The organism is Pseudoalteromonas sp. SMS1, assembly GCF_021530565.1.
Classification (GTDB): domain Bacteria; phylum Pseudomonadota; class Gammaproteobacteria; order Enterobacterales; family Alteromonadaceae; genus Pseudoalteromonas.
Map to the genome: position 1 here is coordinate 112,935 of NZ_JAKGBI010000004.1, position 15,604 is coordinate 128,538.

Consider the following 15,604-nt stretch of genomic DNA (forward strand, 5'->3'; position numbering starts at 1 on the left):
CACCCTTTCGAGTGTAACATAATGCACAGTCCTCTGATTAGATACTTCGTGTCGCGATACTAGGAGAAATATTGGCTGCTCGCCTTGCAGGTTGATACACCGACAAGACACTCATGACCAACATTACCAGTGACGTATACAGCACAATAGACCAATCTAGGGCAGGGATACTGTACAAAGCCATAAGCTGCCCCCCCATGTAAATTGCAGCAACCGATCCTACCGCGACGCCAAATAAAGTCACCAAGGTATTTTCGACAATGAAATACCTAAAAATTGCCGACTTCCTCGCCCCTAGCGCGCGACGAGTACCGATTTGTTTGGTTCGTTTACTAATATTAAAATGTGTTAATCCAAAAATACCCAAGGCAGTGATAATCGCCAAAAATACAATCAGTGCCATCAGCATTCTAATCATGAGGGTATCTCTTTGGTATGTTTGCGCCTTGGCGGTATCCAGCCCTTTCACACCCATAATGACTCTTTGGCGTTCATTCTCAAGGAGTGTCGGCTCTATCAACTTAATCACTTGTGCCCTTTTGCTTGGCTCCGCTTTCACAATAACCCGCTGATACATACTGCTCCTCTCAATCGGGATCAGCACCACATTGTCACCCATTTTCGAGTCTGGCCATTGGCTTTTCATCGTTTCAACAATGCCCACAATCTTCATCATATTGTCGCCACTGTATATGAATTCGTTCAGCCCTTTTCCCTCGCCGAATAGCTTATTTGCAACAGCGCGACTTACAATCGTGACCGAGGGGAATTGATCTTGTGAGCCCTCTGTTTCGTCTTGTGGTTCAAAGTCGCGCCCTTCGCTAATCGTTAGGCCAAATGCGTTAACAATCCGATGGTTTGCCTGAATATAGCCACTGTCGACACGTTTACCTTGCAATTCATCTGGGTGGTTGCTAACCGTCCAAGACCCACCACTACTTGACAGTGGGATTGAACTTACAGTCATGGCCTCTTTGACACCATCGATTTCTTTTAATGTGATCATGTCTTCTTTGAACTGCTTGGCTCTGTCTATATTTCGGTTGTATGTCAACACAGTAAAAGCAATGATCCCTTGTTCATCGTATCCGGTATCCTCGGTCAGTTTGTCGATGCGGCTTGACACAATTGACAGCGCATTACTGACGATCGCTAACGTAATGGCAATTTGTAATATCAGTAACAGAGCACCCGCCTTTGAGCGCATCAGCGTATTAATAATTGGCTTAATTTCTAGCATTTTGTGCACTCCTTTACTGAACCTTCAAGTGGGTAGCGGGTGACGTTTTACAAACCACCCAAGCAGGGAATAACCCAGCTAATAAACATGCAGAGATTGCGATGATGGGGGACAACAGCAACATGGTCCAATCCATCTTAGCGATGCCCACATACACTGACATCGTCTCTCTAATGCCAACCAGCCCCACCTGCGCAAGAAGAATACCGACCAAGCACCCCAGTAAACCCAGCAACGCTACTTCAACCAAATGCTGAAAAAATATCTGCTTTTTGCTTGCCCCCAATGCTCGTCGAACCCCGGCATCCGGCGCGCGCTTTAAGAACTTTGCCAACAACATGCCGAGGATATTCGCCAAGCATACGGCGAGAAACATAAAACTCAGACCCACTAAAATCTTGTTATCAGGGTCAATGACGTGGTTGTATTCCAACCACTCATTCACTGGCTTAATATTGTAAGCAAGTTGCTTGCGATTAAATCGCCCTAGCTTTTGTTGCTGTGCCATATAGTCCAGCAAAAATTGTTGATAGTTTTTCAACGCATTTTCAGAGTCAATTTGAACCCAAAACTGGAGCCACACCATCTCTGACTGAAGAAACTGCTCACGCCCTCTAATCTCCTCATTTTTCCAAGAATTGGTGTTTCCCCAACTATGTAACTCATAGGCTTCAATATGGCTAAAAGGAATAAAGAGCTGTTCCGCGCGTTGAAACGGACCATTATTCACATCGTAAAACTTAATTGCTGGCTGCCAAGCTGCTGTCACGCCGATAACTTCATACTTACGCTCATCAAGATAAATAGACTCACCTAGTACATCAGTTCGTTGAAACAACCTCTGCGCTAACGCTTCACCAATTACAGCAACTGGCGCAGCTTGTTCACTTTGCATCTCACTCCAGGCCCCACCATGCAAAAATGATAGATCAAACATAGAGAAGAACGATCTTCCGGTGATACGCACATCCTCAATAAATGGCACACTATCCGGGCTGTCAAGATGCACTGCGGCACCTGATTTCATCATCGCGACACGGTGTGTTAGCGGCGAGTTCTCCATCAAAAATTTAGCGTCTTGATAGGTTAGCTGCGTAGGCACATCATCGGACGTATTCCATGTTTGCCCTTCATCCATCGTTTGTAATTGCACAGCATGCAACTGGCTGCTTTTCTGCGGTATGGGGTCTGAACTCATCATGTGATATACCGAAAGTGACGTCATTGTCACACCAATACCAATCCCGATAGCGACGACCATGAGGCAGCTTATTAGTGGCGTAAGCTTGATATTGCGCCAAGCCAAATCCAAATAATGAACCAACATAATTACACCCTCACCGGTTTTTGTGCATCGACACGGGGCATTTGTGTGCCTTGGTATAAAGTAAAATCAGCCACCTGACCGTCTACGATTTGGATATTACGTGGTGTTCTTCTCGCCAGCTCTGCATCATGGGTCACCATGACAATGGTCGTCCCTGTGCGATTCAACTCCTCAAGTAAAGTCATGACCTGCCTTGCCATTAGGCTATCTAGATTACCCGTCGGTTCATCGGCAAGTAGAAACCTAGGCTCGCCTGCCAATGCTCGTGCTATGGCAACCCGCTGCTGTTGACCACCTGATAACTGCTGCGGTAAATGTTTCGCTCGCCCAGCAAGCCCCACCTGCTCTAGACACTGCTCCACTCGTCGTTTACGTTCTTTAGATTTAATACCACGATATCTCAGTGGCACTTCAATGTTCTCGAATAAATTTAAATCAGGAATTAGATTAAAACCTTGAAATATAAATCCAATCTTTTGATTACGAAGATCAGAGCGTTGATTATCGTTGAGCTTCCCTACATCGACCCCATCTAACATGTATTGACCTGCCGAATATGGCTCAAGTAACCCTGCAATGTTCAAAAAAGTGGTTTTCCCTGAACCAGACGGCCCAGTGACTGCTATGAACTCCCCTTCGTTGACGGTTAGGTTGAACTCTCTCAGTGCTTGCGTTTGTACCATCTCGGTTTGGTACAGTTTGCTAATATCTTGCATGTGTAACATTGTTGTTGTCCTTTATTTTTATCTAATGAGCACTGAATCAGCCTGAGTAAACGCATCATATCCAGAGACAATGATTTCGTCACCCTCTTGTAACCCAGCTTTTATTTCAATATCTTTCAAACTGCTTGATCCCAGCTCAATGGGGACTTTATGTGCCATGTTGTTGCGCACTCGATATGCAATGTGTCCGCCCATATTTAAAAAGGGTCCGCGTTTAATTTTGAGCACATTTTCTTTATTCTCGAGCTGTATGCGTGCCAATACTCGCTGATTTTGGCGTATGCCCTGAATGTCTTGCTGTAGAAATTTAACTCGCGTGGTGACTTCTCTATTATTCACCTCGGGGGAAATGGCACTGAGCACTCCGGTAAGCTCTTGCGCGCCTACTCGCATTATCACTGGCATGGCCAGCCCTAATTCGTTGGCATAGCTCTCGGGCACTTGTAGTTCAACTTCATATGCAGATAGGTCGACTAGGCGCATTAGTGCCTCATTTTGGGCAACCGCGGCTTTGTTGGGGACTAAAAGGTTACCCACAATACCTTCAACGGTGGCACGCACCTGCAGGTTATGCACTCGACGCGCCGCTTCATCAACTACCAGCTTTTGTCTTTCGTAACGGCTTTTAGCTGAGGCAAGCTCAAACTTTAGCGTGTCCTGTCCAAGCTCAGCCTCTTGCTGGGCGTGGGCATAGTTCAATTTGGCCCTTGCAAAGTCATCCTCAGCCTGCTCCAGATCAATACGACTAATTAAACTCGATTTAATAGAGAGTTGCGCACGACGGTTTTCTCGCTCTGCCGCATCAAGGGACACCCTGGCAAGGTCTAACGATTTGGTGAGTGCTAAGGCTTGACGGCGTGATTCTAATTTTTGTCGCTGCCACTCTCCCTCCAGCCTGGTTAACTCAGAACGTTGCTGCTTGAGTGCATTACTGAGTTCAGGGCTGCTGAGTTCTACAATTAATTGGCCAACGTGCACCTTATCACCAGCTTTAACGTGTAAAGTGGCAACGCCAACTTCAGGGCTGTAAACTGTTGGGGCGTGTGCTGCAACGATTTTGCCATTTGCACTCACCTCTCTGACTAGGGTCCCCAGTTCAACATGAGCAATGTCCAAATCTTGCTTTGCAACAGACAACTGCGCCTTTGCCTGTGACATAACCCCATAGCCAACTGCGGTAAGGAGCAAAAATAGACTAAGTCCCAGTACTTTTTTTCGTTGCCAAATGGGGCGCGGGTCCTGCAATACAACATCTTGTCCACGTGTGTCCTTAATCATGGTGTTTCCTATTTATCATTCACATGCTGTAGATGAATACCAACTTCGTGCCAAAATTAAACTATTGTTTTTATTGGGTTTTTAATTTTATAACTGCAATAAACCTGTCCGCGGACAGAAAATGTGTCCGCTGCGGACAGGTTTGTAACCAATCACGTAGCGGACACATTTTTAAGTGCGCACAGGCGCGTAAAACGCTATAGTGACTAAAAATTGAAAATGGGGTCTTGGCCATGAGACTGGTCTTAGTTATTTTATTGAGCTTGCTCAGTGCGACGCTAGCAGCGGCACCAGAGAACATCGTGCTAATACGACATGCAGAGAAGCAAAAAGGGGTTAACCCCTCTTTAACAATACAGGGAATTGAGCGCGCGAAGCGCTTTGCAGACATGATGTTACCGCTCGAACCCTCAATGCTTTACTCAACAAACTACCACCGCACAAAGGCAACACTTGCCCCACTCGCAGATATGATAGATACACATATTTCAATCTACAATGCTGGCAATTTAGATGGGTTTGCGAGGGAATTGAAACAAAAATCGGGCACCGTGATCGTCGCCGGTCACAGCAATACAACGCCCGTTTTGGTCAAATTATTAACTGGCCGCGAGGTCAGTATTAATGAAGACGAGTTTGACAAAGTATTTATTATTACCAATCTTGAAGAGACACCTATCTTGCAAGTCAAAAGTTCAGATTAATAAAACTCAAGACATGGTTATCTCACAGCTGGTCGATGTAATAGACTGTAATATTTATCCACCAGCTTTCTCCTTATAGTGTACTCATTCAAAACAAACATAGTCGGCCAACCAGTTTAGGCTAAATATAGATGGAGTACAGGTTATATGTCTTTTATTTCCCCGCCAGGGTCGTACAAATCAAGTTGTCGTAACATAATCTTTGAGGGCAGACCCGGAGAAACGGAGTGCCATATTATCGCGTTATGTCAAAGAGAAGATGGCAGCTGGGTGGAAAGTAAACTGAAATATGACATCGCTAACATCGATGGCAAACTCACATGGTGTCCTGATTCAAAGTAATTCCCTTTTAAAACATGCATCAATACGTCGATAATGGGCCTAGGCATGGGCCTTTTTTCTCCTTATTATCCATTACAGCAAATCAAACAGTACATTCAAACCTTCCACCATTTGTTGCTCAGCTTGTCCTGCAAATCCAAGACGAATATGGGTAAAGTGTGTTTTTTTGGGGCAGTGGCAGAAGCTCTGCTCAGTATGCGCATAGATCCCCGCTTGCAGTAGCCTGTCTGGTAGCTGGGACACGTCTTGTTTTAAGTCTACCCAATACGCCATCCCGCCTTGCGGTTTAATGTAGTGGATATCATACCCATCGGCTTGAAAGCTGCTAAGCGCCTTATCCATCGCTTCAGCGCGCTGCCGATACAACTTAGTCATTCGCCGTAAATGACGCTCAAAGTGACCTGACGACATCCAATCCGCAATGGCCAACTGCATAAGCGCATCATTTTTATGGTTGACTATCTGCTTCAAGGCAGTTAGATGATTAAGTACAGGCTTTGAAGCCGTTACATACCCCATACGAGCACCAGCAAACATAATCTTAGAAAACGTGGCTAAATAAATCACTATGTGAGCAGGGTCATGCGCTGCCATAGGCTGAAGCGGTGGACAACTGTAGTGAAATTCATGATCATAATCATCTTCAATAATAAAAACACCATGTTTCACACAGAGTTGGTATATTGCCATGCGCCGAGAGACTGGCATTGTCACCGTTGTTGGGTACTGGTGTAGTGGCGTCAAATAGAGCAACTTTACCTCATGTTTTGACAAGCAGTTCGACAACGAATGCACGCATAACCCGTGCTCATCTTGCTCAATATCCAGAATATTAGCACCCGCCGCTTGGAAGGCCTTTCTTGCCGGTGGGTACCCCAGCGTTTCCATGGCAACGCCTTGGCCAGTTTGGATAAACGCTTGACCAATCAGAAACAAAGCTTCTTGAGAGCCATTACACACTAACATATCGTGACAAGTTAACCCCCTTGCTGTTCTCAAATAACTCCGTAACTGCGCCTTTAAAACCTCTTCTCCAGCGACGTTCTGATAGTGCAGCGACTGAGCACTGGCTTGTCGGCATACACGATTCATGCAGCGACGAAATTCGTCAAAGGGAAACCATGAGATATCGGGTAAGCCTCCAGCAAAATTATATTTATACTGTCGCGTAGACGCATACTCAATCTCGCCAAACGTATAAGCAAACTGAGGTTCGATAGGCTGAGCGACTAACGCGTTGCTTGTTGCTTTCGCGCTTTCAATGACAGGTAATTGCGCATTGACCGTATAGCCCTTCCGGACCTTGGATAGCAGCCAGCCCTCTGCCACGAGGTTTTGCAGCGCAGCCATAACAGTATGGCGGTTAACGTCAAATAGGAGACCTAATTGACGTGCAGAGGGAAGCGCATCACCAGGCATTAGCTGCCCGGATTTGATCGCGTCTCTGATTTGGTTAGCGAGTTGCAAATATTTTGCGTGTCGTGGGTCATCAACTAATGGGGTGCCTGAAAACATTGCGACTGAGCGAAAAAGAAAACATTTGCTCAGAGTACAAAACACATCCCACCAACACAAGCTGGTATAGCAAAAAATAAAATTCTGGTTGTTTTACTATGACCAGAAGTGGATATGCTAACACCCTACCTGATGAGTTTATTCTCATATCACGCGACGTAACAGCCTACACGTAAGGAGTTTTTATGTTTGAGAAAATTATTTTAGAAACAGACAAAGTCCGGTTAGAACCCTTGTCATATGATCATTTAGAAGCGCTTCAAAAAGTGGGGAAAGACGAAGCTCTCTGGCAGTGGGTGCCAAGTAAATATTGCGAAAGCCCTGCCATATTGAAACACTGGTTTGAACAAACCGCTCAATTTCATGCTAAAGAGCAACTTGTCTTTGCCATCATTGATTCTGCTACAAATTCGGTCGCAGGTAATACCCGTATTTTCCGTCTAGATGAGACCAACTTGCAAGCCGAAATTGGACATACTTTCATTGGTTTGAAGTGGCAACGAAGCCATATCAATACACACGCTAAATATTTATTATTGAAACATGCCTTTGAGCAATTAGGCTTAGTACGGATTGAATTTCAGACCCATGAGCAAAACCACAAATCTCGCAGCGCAATTGCCAGATTAGGTGCGCACTTTGAAGGGATACATCTTAAAAATAGAATGTTACCCGACGGCCGTTTTCGTAACACAGCACGATTTAGTATTGTTGACGATATGTGGCCAGAAATTAAAGCACGTTTGGAGGGATGGCTATGAGTTACCCACCAAAAGATTATACAGAGTCGAACACCATTAAGCTGTTTGAAATCATTGAACACTACCCGTTGGCCACTTTAATTTGCAACGCCTCGGGGTCTGAGTTACATAGCTGTCATATACCATTGAGCCTGTGTCGTGAAAGCCTCACATTGTTTGGTCATGCCAACCCAGCCAACCCCTTAAGGGAATTTATCGGCAAGCAAATCCACTGCATTTTTCATGGTCCAGATGCCTATCTTTCGCCAGCTCAAGTTAAGGGTATAAAACTACCTACTTGGGATTATGCAACGGTGCATATTGAAGCCACACTCCAAGCTGTTACAGCATTTGAAAAGCAGGTTCAGATTTTACAGCATATGCTACTTGCTTTTGAGGATAATGCTCAGCCGTGGCAACTCAGCACAGTGCCCGAAAAACAGCTCATCGCGATGTGTACCAGTTTATTGTTCTTTGAACTGAACATTACACAGATAACAGGCCAGTTCAAATTAAGCCAAAATAAACCCGCTGATACCCGCGTAGAGATTGCAAACCTATTGCAGAACCGTGGCTCAACGATGAGCACGTATTACCAATAAGAAAGCAGCGCAGCCACTGCGCTTCTATTTACGACCAATTAAATTCGTCACATTACGGCATCATCTATGATAAATTACAAATAAGATATTAGCGCATCATAAAAAAACGGAGCACAGATGGAAGTATTAGCGCAAAAACCTTACTGCTGGACTCTATTACGTGATCAACAAGATTATATTCTTTCAGCGGTAAATAATGCTCGTGCACTCTCAACGTGTGAATTTCGCCTGATCGCAAGAGAAGTGCAACTTTATGAAACCTACGGCGAAGAAATTTTGGATGATCTTACGAGACAAGTCACTCAATCCCCCAGCGCATTTAATGCGAGAATGATAAAAAACTTTTCCCAAGATGAAAGAGTCTCAGAAGCGTTTGCTTTATGGCACAAGAAAAGAGCACAGGCCAAATAACATACAAAAAAGCCGCCCGAGGGCGGCTGGTTGGAAACTTAACAACAAGTCACTAGGAGAATTTAGCTATTTTCGATGAGCTTTGCGGACCCTATTTCAATCTTTCTGGGTTTCATCGCTTCTGGCACTTCTCTTTCTAAATCAATAACCAGAAGCCCGTTTTCTAACTCTGCCCCCAACACTTTAATATGGTCGCCGAGCTGGAACTTGCGCTCGAAATTGCGCTCTGCAATACCTTGGTGAATAAACTTTCTTTCTTGTTGTGTCTCTTTATTGCTTTTTTCACCAGTTACTATAAGCGTATTATTTTCTGAATGTAACGACAGCTCTTGCTCTGAAAAGCCAGCCACCGCCATGGTAATTTGATACTTATCTTCATCCAAAGCTTCAATGTTGTAAGGTGGAAAACCCGATTGCTTTTCTGAACTTCTTTGTGCTGAGTCCATCAGGGATGCAAGGTGGTCTAGGCCAATGAATGAACGATAAAGTGGTGATAGATCGACTGTACGCATAATTTTATCCTCGTTAAGCGATAACATCGCTAATTACCCTCTTAAATGAGCAGCAAAAAGCATTTAAAACAAATAGTTAAATCAATTTAAGGCCCCTCTCGGCGACCTCATAACTATATCTATGGACATGCTCTATGCTTTTCAAGAATTTTTTCAAAAAAATGCGAGAATAAAATTTAAGTATTTGTTTTATAAAGATTTAAAATCATGCTTTTTGTACATTGGTGACCGCTATAAAATGACATCGGCCACCTGCTTTCAGGTCAATGCAACAACGGCAACAAACTAGAACAAAGTGGTGTCTGAATTTGCTGTATGCTCTTTAAATAGAAAGCGTAACTCCTGGGGAGGCTTTTTCAAACTGCCTAAAATCGCACTGATTTTTTCGGCATTGTCACCGAACTCCTCGATTAACCCTACCAAGCTATCACTGGAGCTGGCGATAAGTTCGTCTAAGTCATTTTCATCTTGTAAATCAAATTGGGAGATCAAACCAGAATCAAATAGCTGTGTTTTCAACTCGCGACTAGATTGAGATTTTGCATTTTTTAAATTCGCGAGTATTTCTCTATTGGTTTTCTCAATGGACAAGATTTGCGCAACCATGTCTGCTCGGCGACTAAGATTACTAATAGCAAGTTCCAGCGCATCCATAACATGGGAACATATGTCAGCAAGTTCACCAACGTTTTTAACCAATAGAATACTGTTACCCCAATTAAATACCATGGGGCCATGCTCAAATTGATGAATACGCTCGAAATCTTCGTGGTGTAATAGGAGTTCTCGTTCTAGTTTTGCAACATTTCCTGAGGTACTGCCAAACTGCTCTCGACCTTTAAAGTGCACCACGGCACGCATATCTAAATTTGCCATCGTATTAATAAACACCCTTTGTAGCGCATTAAAGTCGCTGCAAAAATGCGTTGCCTGCATAAACAGGCTTATCGACTTCATACACGCATTCTGCCGCTGTAGGTCTAATAACAATGACTCTTTTTCAGCAATGTCAGCATGGGCCTCAAAGTAATCATGATCCGCTTCCAAAATATCAACGACTTTTGCTTTGAGCTTGTCTGGGTGCGTAGTTTTGCATACATAATCGTTTGCCCCTATCTCGAAAGCTTTCAGTCGGCAGTCAGACGAAGACAAGTTGGAAATAAATACAATAGGCGTGTGGCTCAGATGCTCTACTTTTCTGAGTTCGCTGCACGTTGCGTAGCCATCGATGCCCTGCATGACAATATCAAGCAAAATGACATGAGGTTTCAATTGCATCGCAACTTTAATCCCCTCTTCACCGCTACACGCAACGGAGACTTCATATTCAGCAAACGTCTGTTGTAGTAGCGTTCTATAGGTTTTGTCATCATCAATTACTAAAACACGGATCGACATTTTAGGTCCTTTCTATTTACTAGCCTAAACACAATATAGACCGAAAATTAAAAAGCATGCGCCTCAATTGCCTAACGCACAGTTCTTTTTTTAAGCACATCTGTTATCTCTACTTTGCGATAAGGCTTAGCGATCACTCCATCGAATAAACTCTTCAGTTCACGCTCTCGAAATATGTCCGCGGTTACGGCAACGACCGTGAGTGAAGGGATCTCAGCCTTTAACTTGTGCAACGCTTCAATACCTGACATTCCGGGTAAATTGATATCCATAAAGCAGAGATCGAACTGCCTTAAAAATGGGCTGTTAAACAGACTTTCAGCACAATCAAAAATCTCAAATCGACATTCGACTTGTTTCAAAATAGTTTGCATCAGTACTTGGTTTAGCGGGTTATCTTCGACAACACAAATGACATGCTCCCCCACATTGGTGTCTTCTATCTGTTGACCTTTTTCCGTCCCACTTGCCAGGTTTGCAGGTAAGGTAATGCGTATCTTGGTTCCCACACCTAATGTGCTCTCTAAATGAATATGACCGGCCATTAACGACAGTAACCCTTTACAAATACATAGCCCCAGACCCGTCCCTTCTTTTTTGACCGCACCAACCTGTCGGTATTTATCAAATAGTAAACGTTGGTCTTGTTCACTTATGCCAGCGCCCTGATCAATCACGTCGATAGCCAATTGCTGGTCAATCATTTGTGCGCTGAGCGTCACTTCTTGACCTTCACAACTATGTTTAATCGCATTGCTCAGTAAATTGCACAGCACCTGCGTTAGCTTAGTTTTATCTAAATTTAAGGACACACTTTGCAATTCAGCAGATAAAATCAAAACTAATTTCAACTGCGCTTGTTCTGCGCTGACTTTCATCATTGCCAGCACGTCATGGATCAAAGGTGACAGCGCCGTCGGGGCCAGTTGCAGATCCATTTTACCGGCATCAATCTTTTCGAGATCCAGTACTGAATTTACAATGGCTAATAATTGCTTTGAACCAAAATCGATGTTTCGCACATACCCTTTTTGTGGTTCGTTTAAGCCTATCTGATTGGCTGGTTGCATCAATAATTCAGTAAAGCCAACAATGGCGTTCAGCGGCGTACGTAACTCATGGCTGATATTTGACAAAAACTCATCTTTTGCCGCGTTTGCCAAGGTGATTTCTTTTATTCTCTTTCTTAATTCGAGCTGCGCGATTACTTGTCGACCCAATATGGTCAAGGTCTCTTTTTGGCATGCCGTGAGCTTCATCGGCTTTGAATCAATGACACACAAAGTGCCAACCGCCTGACCAGAAAATGACCTCAACGGTGTGCCAGCATAAAAGCGAATTTTGGGCCCTCCAGTAACTAACGGGTTATCAAAAAAGCGTACATCGGCCGAAGCATCGCATATTTCAAAAACCTCATCTTGTAAGATTGCATGGCCACAAAAAGCAAACTCTCTGGGCGTTTCACTCGCATCTAACCCCACTTTGGATTTAAACCACTGTCGATGACTATCCAATAAGCTCACCAATGCAATCGGTGTACCACATATTTGGGACGCTAACTGGGTCAATTCATCAAAACAGTGCTCCGCACTGGTGTCTAATATGTCATAATCAAGCAGTGACTTCAGTCTTTCACTCTCGTCACTGGGCAACTTAGCTGCTTCCACGATTATCCACCTACGTTTATTTTGCTTAACTTTATAAAGCTAGCAGCGACGCTCATAAGTGCCTAACTTATCAGCTATGATTATGACAATTTTTGCTTTCGAACAAGCTTATGCAAAAAAGGGCCACATAATAATGTGACCCTTTGGGCGTTCTCTAAAGAGAGTGTGAACAATTAAAGTCAGCAATCAGTGGAGCACAGTGCCTCCACATTAAAACTTGATATTCATTCCCGCGTAGACGTAACGACCTAATGTATCGTAAGTGTAAGGGTCAGTATTGGAGTCGTTGTTACCCGTATAGTATGGCGGCTGCTTATCAAATAGGTTATTGATACCCGCTGTCAGCTTCATGCTGTCATTAACAAAATAACTGCCCGAGATGTCATGATATACCACGCTTGGGACGCTCGGGGCGTAGCAGCTGCTCGGGTTATCCATACAAGCAAAACTGTCCATAGATGACAAATACCTGACTTTGTAGTTTGCAGTCCAAACGTCGGCCTTAACCGCTAAATTAAAGCTTGATTTAATGTCAGCATAGCTACCTAAACCTGATGTGATAAGTCCTGTGTAGTCAATGGTTTCATCAGCCATTGTGATGGTACGCTCATTCAAAATCGACGTATCTAACCCAGCTCGCCAATTAAGTCCCATCGCTTCAAAGTTATAGGCAATATTAATGTCATAACCTTGCGTAGTTTCATCACCAATATTTTGCAATTGGTTATTAAACGTCGCTTTACCATTGGCAATTTGTATATTTGCTGATTGGCACACTGCAGAACCTTGATTAATTAAATTACCAGAGCTGTCGACACAATTGTCCACGATGTACTGATTGTTCACTTCGCTGATAGCGTTTGTAATCGCAATATCGTAGTAATCGACAGTCAGTGACAACCCATCAATAAAACTCGGTTCATATACTAATCCAAAGGTCAGCGTATCCGCTTCTTCAGGGGTTAAGTTTGCGTTCCCCCCAACAATCACCTCTGCTTGGCTATCTAGCAGCGGATGCGATATTTGTTCAAAAGAAGGAGATTTACCACCATAAAGCTCATCCACTGTCGGTGCTCTAAATGCTGTCGACTTTACCCCCCTGAACATTAACTGGTCGTTAAGCTTCCAAGTAAAGCCCAGCTTCCAAGTAGAATCACTGCCAAAGCTGGAGTAATCAAATGCACGCACTGCCGCGCTCAAATCTAAATTCTGTGCAAACGGCATGTCTGCTAAGACCGGTATTGCAAATTCAACAAACGCTTCGTTAACATCATATGAACCACTCGTAGGTTCCACTTTTGGATCGTTTGCGAGGCCTTGAGAAGTCAATGAATCAGGCGTATACCACGCTTTTTCAGTACGCTTTTCGATCCCAGTTGCAAAACCAAGGTAACCAGCCGGCAACTCAAATAACTCTCCCGCCAGTGACGCACTTAAGTTCAACATCTGACTTCCACCGGTATTTTGCTCGGTGTAAATATAGTCTGTCATATTTTCTGCAGACCATGCATTTTGGTCCAATGGGTTAAAATGCCCAAGTTCGATGTCTTCTGTTAAACTGCCGATGTTATGTAAATTAGATAGCTTATCTACAGAGTCATTACGGCCAAAGTTAACCGCAACATCCCAACTCCAATCGTTAGACAACATCCCTTCTACGCCCACAACTGTTCTGACCGTATCAACAACCTGTGCAAAGTCTCGAGTACCAGTGTCCGTCATACGACGACGATAGTGAATGGTATCGCCATATTCAGCGCCATGTTCTAGTAAGTCATCCCCCATCGCTTCGGTGTAGGTAAAATCAAACCACACTGGCTGCGCCGCCATCTGCTGCTCTGACCAACGTTTGGAGTACATCGCTTCACTAAACAATGTGGTATTGTCACTCAACTCGTAATTTAAATTACCGGTAATATTCAAACGTTGCATTGGTGTATATAGATAACTTTCAGCAGCATAGTTGTAAGGGTCAGTTGCAGGATTGTACTCAGCATAATTGCCATCTGGGTCACCTTGCAGTTCTTTCCCATTTTCTAAATAGAGGTGACCATTTGGTGTAATCGTTGAGCCACCACAGGTTAACCCCTCGCCATTGTCTGTTTCTGTAATTGGGCATTTAGAAAAACCTCTGTCGGCTTGACTGGCCGAGCCTCTTTCCATGTATTGGATCCCAAACACCATGTTGCCGCGATCAAAACTACTGCCAACGGTTAAGTCGATATTGTGTTGCTCCGCATCCCCTTCTCCAGACATGCCGGTTTGCGCGTTTAGCTCCGCCCCTTCAAAATCATCTTTTAAAATGATGTTCACAACTCCCGCGACCGCATCGGTCCCATACACCGCAGACGCGCCATCTTTCAGTACTTCAATATGCTTAATCATCGCCACGGGAATCGTATTTAAATCCACGGTAGATGCTGCGCCGGTCCCAGAGTTGATCATTCTTCTGCCATTGACCAAAACAAGCGTACGCTGCGCCCCCAATCCTCGTAAGTTTATGCTGGCATTTCCGCCTGAGCCATTATTAACCCCAGGATTAGTCATGGCACCCGCAGCAGCGGTAATGTCCTGTAAAACGTCGTCGATTGTGACTGCACCACTGGCTTGAATGGCATCAGCACCAATAAAGGTCACTGGGCTAGCTGTTTCCATATCAGCACGCTTTATGCGAGAGCCTGTTACCTCGATTTTTTCAATTTTTGTGGCTGTGTCCTGTGCAAAGACAGGCACCGCTGTGGCGGTAGTAGACAGCGCAATTGCGATACTTAACGCAGTTTTTCTCATAGATACTTTCCTAAATTGGTGTTGTTATTACTTGCCATGGCGCTTGCCCCAGACATTAGGGCCAGAAAAATGAATGAAAAATTAATAAAAGCGCAATAAAAAATCACTTTTGGTGTTTCACCATAAAAAGCCTGTAAACCCACATCAAAAAACAAATAAAACTCTTTTAATACATATGGTTATATTTATTGAAAAGATAGGAAAAGGTAGGTAAAGAAGCGTTCTTGAATGTAAACCGATGTTATTTGGGCGAATTTGGGGTCATAAACACCTAGTAAAATAAATATAAACGCAATAATAACACTCGATAATTTAGCCGGTTTAGAACGATCTGATTCTTTGTCTCTTCGAAAAAG

At 43.9% G+C, this 15,604-nt stretch carries 14 protein-coding genes; 5 read left to right on the forward strand and 9 right to left on the reverse strand.

Annotation, left to right across the window (positions count from 1 at the left end; genetic code table 11):
- Positions 1-37 precede the first annotated feature (37 nt).
- From L1286_RS06180 to L1286_RS06195, 4 genes are read right to left on the reverse strand one after another with little or no spacing between them, the layout of a single operon-like run.
- Entirely contained in the window at positions 38-1,240 is a 1,203-nt protein-coding gene (locus L1286_RS06180; protein WP_235406036.1) for an ABC transporter permease, read from the reverse strand.
- A gap of 13 nt (positions 1,241-1,253) precedes the next feature.
- Entirely contained in the window at positions 1,254-2,567 is a 1,314-nt protein-coding gene (locus tag L1286_RS06185) for an ABC transporter permease (RefSeq protein WP_235406037.1), read from the reverse strand.
- A gap of 2 nt (positions 2,568-2,569) precedes the next feature.
- A complete protein-coding gene (locus L1286_RS06190) occupies positions 2,570-3,292 on the reverse strand; it encodes an ABC transporter ATP-binding protein (RefSeq protein ID WP_235406038.1) in 723 nt (240 codons plus the stop codon).
- Positions 3,293-3,310: 18 nt separating this feature from the next.
- Positions 3,311-4,570, reverse strand: a complete 1,260-nt coding sequence (locus L1286_RS06195; RefSeq protein ID WP_235406039.1) for an efflux RND transporter periplasmic adaptor subunit — start codon at positions 4,568-4,570, stop codon at positions 3,311-3,313.
- Between the two features lie 233 nt (positions 4,571-4,803).
- On the opposite strand from L1286_RS06195, the gene L1286_RS06200 reads away from it, so the two are divergent.
- Both L1286_RS06200 and L1286_RS06205 read left to right on the forward strand, forming a co-directional pair.
- Complete coding sequence (locus L1286_RS06200; protein ID WP_235406040.1) at positions 4,804-5,274, forward strand: histidine phosphatase family protein; 471 nt, start codon at positions 4,804-4,806, stop codon at positions 5,272-5,274.
- A gap of 147 nt (positions 5,275-5,421) precedes the next feature.
- Positions 5,422-5,616, forward strand: a complete 195-nt coding sequence (locus L1286_RS06205) for a CVNH domain-containing protein (RefSeq protein ID WP_235406041.1) — start codon at positions 5,422-5,424, stop codon at positions 5,614-5,616.
- A 72-nt stretch (positions 5,617-5,688) separates the two neighbouring features.
- On the opposite strand, the gene pdxR is transcribed toward L1286_RS06205, so the two are convergent.
- Complete coding sequence (pdxR, locus tag L1286_RS06210; RefSeq protein ID WP_235406042.1) at positions 5,689-7,131, reverse strand: MocR-like pyridoxine biosynthesis transcription factor PdxR; 1,443 nt, start codon at positions 7,129-7,131, stop codon at positions 5,689-5,691.
- 185 nt (positions 7,132-7,316) lie between these two features.
- Here pdxR and L1286_RS06215 point away from each other — a divergent pair, with 185 nt between their 5' ends.
- From L1286_RS06215 to L1286_RS06225, 3 genes are all read left to right on the forward strand, one after another.
- Positions 7,317-7,892 (forward strand): GNAT family N-acetyltransferase, encoded by a 576-nt coding sequence (locus L1286_RS06215; protein ID WP_235406043.1) that lies wholly within the window; start codon positions 7,317-7,319, stop codon positions 7,890-7,892.
- Complete coding sequence (locus tag L1286_RS06220; RefSeq protein WP_235406044.1) at positions 7,889-8,473, forward strand: FMN-binding negative transcriptional regulator; 585 nt, start codon at positions 7,889-7,891, stop codon at positions 8,471-8,473. Before L1286_RS06215 ends, L1286_RS06220 begins: the two co-directional genes overlap by 4 nt.
- 117 nt (positions 8,474-8,590) lie before the next feature.
- Positions 8,591-8,884: a hypothetical protein gene (locus tag L1286_RS06225; protein ID WP_235406045.1), complete on the forward strand. Its 294-nt coding sequence runs from the start codon at positions 8,591-8,593 to the stop codon at positions 8,882-8,884.
- 62 nt (positions 8,885-8,946) lie between these two features.
- On the opposite strand, the gene L1286_RS06230 is transcribed toward L1286_RS06225, so the two are convergent.
- The 4 genes from L1286_RS06230 to L1286_RS06245 form a co-directional block, all read right to left on the reverse strand.
- Positions 8,947-9,396, reverse strand: a complete 450-nt coding sequence (locus L1286_RS06230) for an Hsp20 family protein (RefSeq protein ID WP_235406046.1) — start codon at positions 9,394-9,396, stop codon at positions 8,947-8,949.
- A 285-nt stretch (positions 9,397-9,681) separates the two neighbouring features.
- On the reverse strand, positions 9,682-10,794 hold the full coding sequence (locus L1286_RS06235; protein WP_235406047.1) for a response regulator: 1,113 nt from the start codon (positions 10,792-10,794) through the stop codon (positions 9,682-9,684).
- Between the two features lie 71 nt (positions 10,795-10,865).
- On the reverse strand, positions 10,866-12,461 hold the full coding sequence (locus L1286_RS06240) for a hybrid sensor histidine kinase/response regulator (protein WP_235406048.1): 1,596 nt from the start codon (positions 12,459-12,461) through the stop codon (positions 10,866-10,868).
- A 210-nt stretch (positions 12,462-12,671) separates the two neighbouring features.
- A complete protein-coding gene (locus L1286_RS06245; RefSeq protein ID WP_235406049.1) occupies positions 12,672-15,248 on the reverse strand; it encodes a TonB-dependent receptor in 2,577 nt (858 codons plus the stop codon).
- Positions 15,249-15,604 lie beyond the last annotated feature (356 nt).

Excerpts from the sequence above, each read along its gene's own strand:
- L1286_RS06190 (WP_235406038.1), bottom strand. The coding sequence starts at position 3,292 with ATGTTACACATGCAAGATATTAGCAAACTGTACCAAACCGAGATGGTA.
- L1286_RS06225 (WP_235406045.1), top strand. The coding sequence starts at position 8,591 with ATGGAAGTATTAGCGCAAAAACCTTACTGCTGGACTCTATTACGTGAT.
- pdxR (WP_235406042.1), bottom strand. The coding sequence starts at position 7,131 with ATGTTTTCAGGCACCCCATTAGTTGATGACCCACGACACGCAAAATAT.
- L1286_RS06235 (WP_235406047.1), bottom strand. The coding sequence starts at position 10,794 with ATGTCGATCCGTGTTTTAGTAATTGATGATGACAAAACCTATAGAACG.
- L1286_RS06185 (WP_235406037.1), bottom strand. The coding sequence starts at position 2,567 with ATGTTGGTTCATTATTTGGATTTGGCTTGGCGCAATATCAAGCTTACG.
- L1286_RS06220 (WP_235406044.1), top strand. The coding sequence starts at position 7,889 with ATGAGTTACCCACCAAAAGATTATACAGAGTCGAACACCATTAAGCTG.
- L1286_RS06245 (WP_235406049.1), bottom strand. The coding sequence starts at position 15,248 with ATGAGAAAAACTGCGTTAAGTATCGCAATTGCGCTGTCTACTACCGCC.
- L1286_RS06230 (WP_235406046.1), bottom strand. The coding sequence starts at position 9,396 with ATGCGTACAGTCGATCTATCACCACTTTATCGTTCATTCATTGGCCTA.
- L1286_RS06215 (WP_235406043.1), top strand. The coding sequence starts at position 7,317 with ATGTTTGAGAAAATTATTTTAGAAACAGACAAAGTCCGGTTAGAACCC.
- L1286_RS06200 (WP_235406040.1), top strand. The coding sequence starts at position 4,804 with ATGAGACTGGTCTTAGTTATTTTATTGAGCTTGCTCAGTGCGACGCTA.
- L1286_RS06205 (WP_235406041.1), top strand. The coding sequence starts at position 5,422 with ATGTCTTTTATTTCCCCGCCAGGGTCGTACAAATCAAGTTGTCGTAAC.
- L1286_RS06195 (WP_235406039.1), bottom strand. The coding sequence starts at position 4,570 with ATGATTAAGGACACACGTGGACAAGATGTTGTATTGCAGGACCCGCGC.
- L1286_RS06180 (WP_235406036.1), bottom strand. The coding sequence starts at position 1,240 with ATGCTAGAAATTAAGCCAATTATTAATACGCTGATGCGCTCAAAGGCG.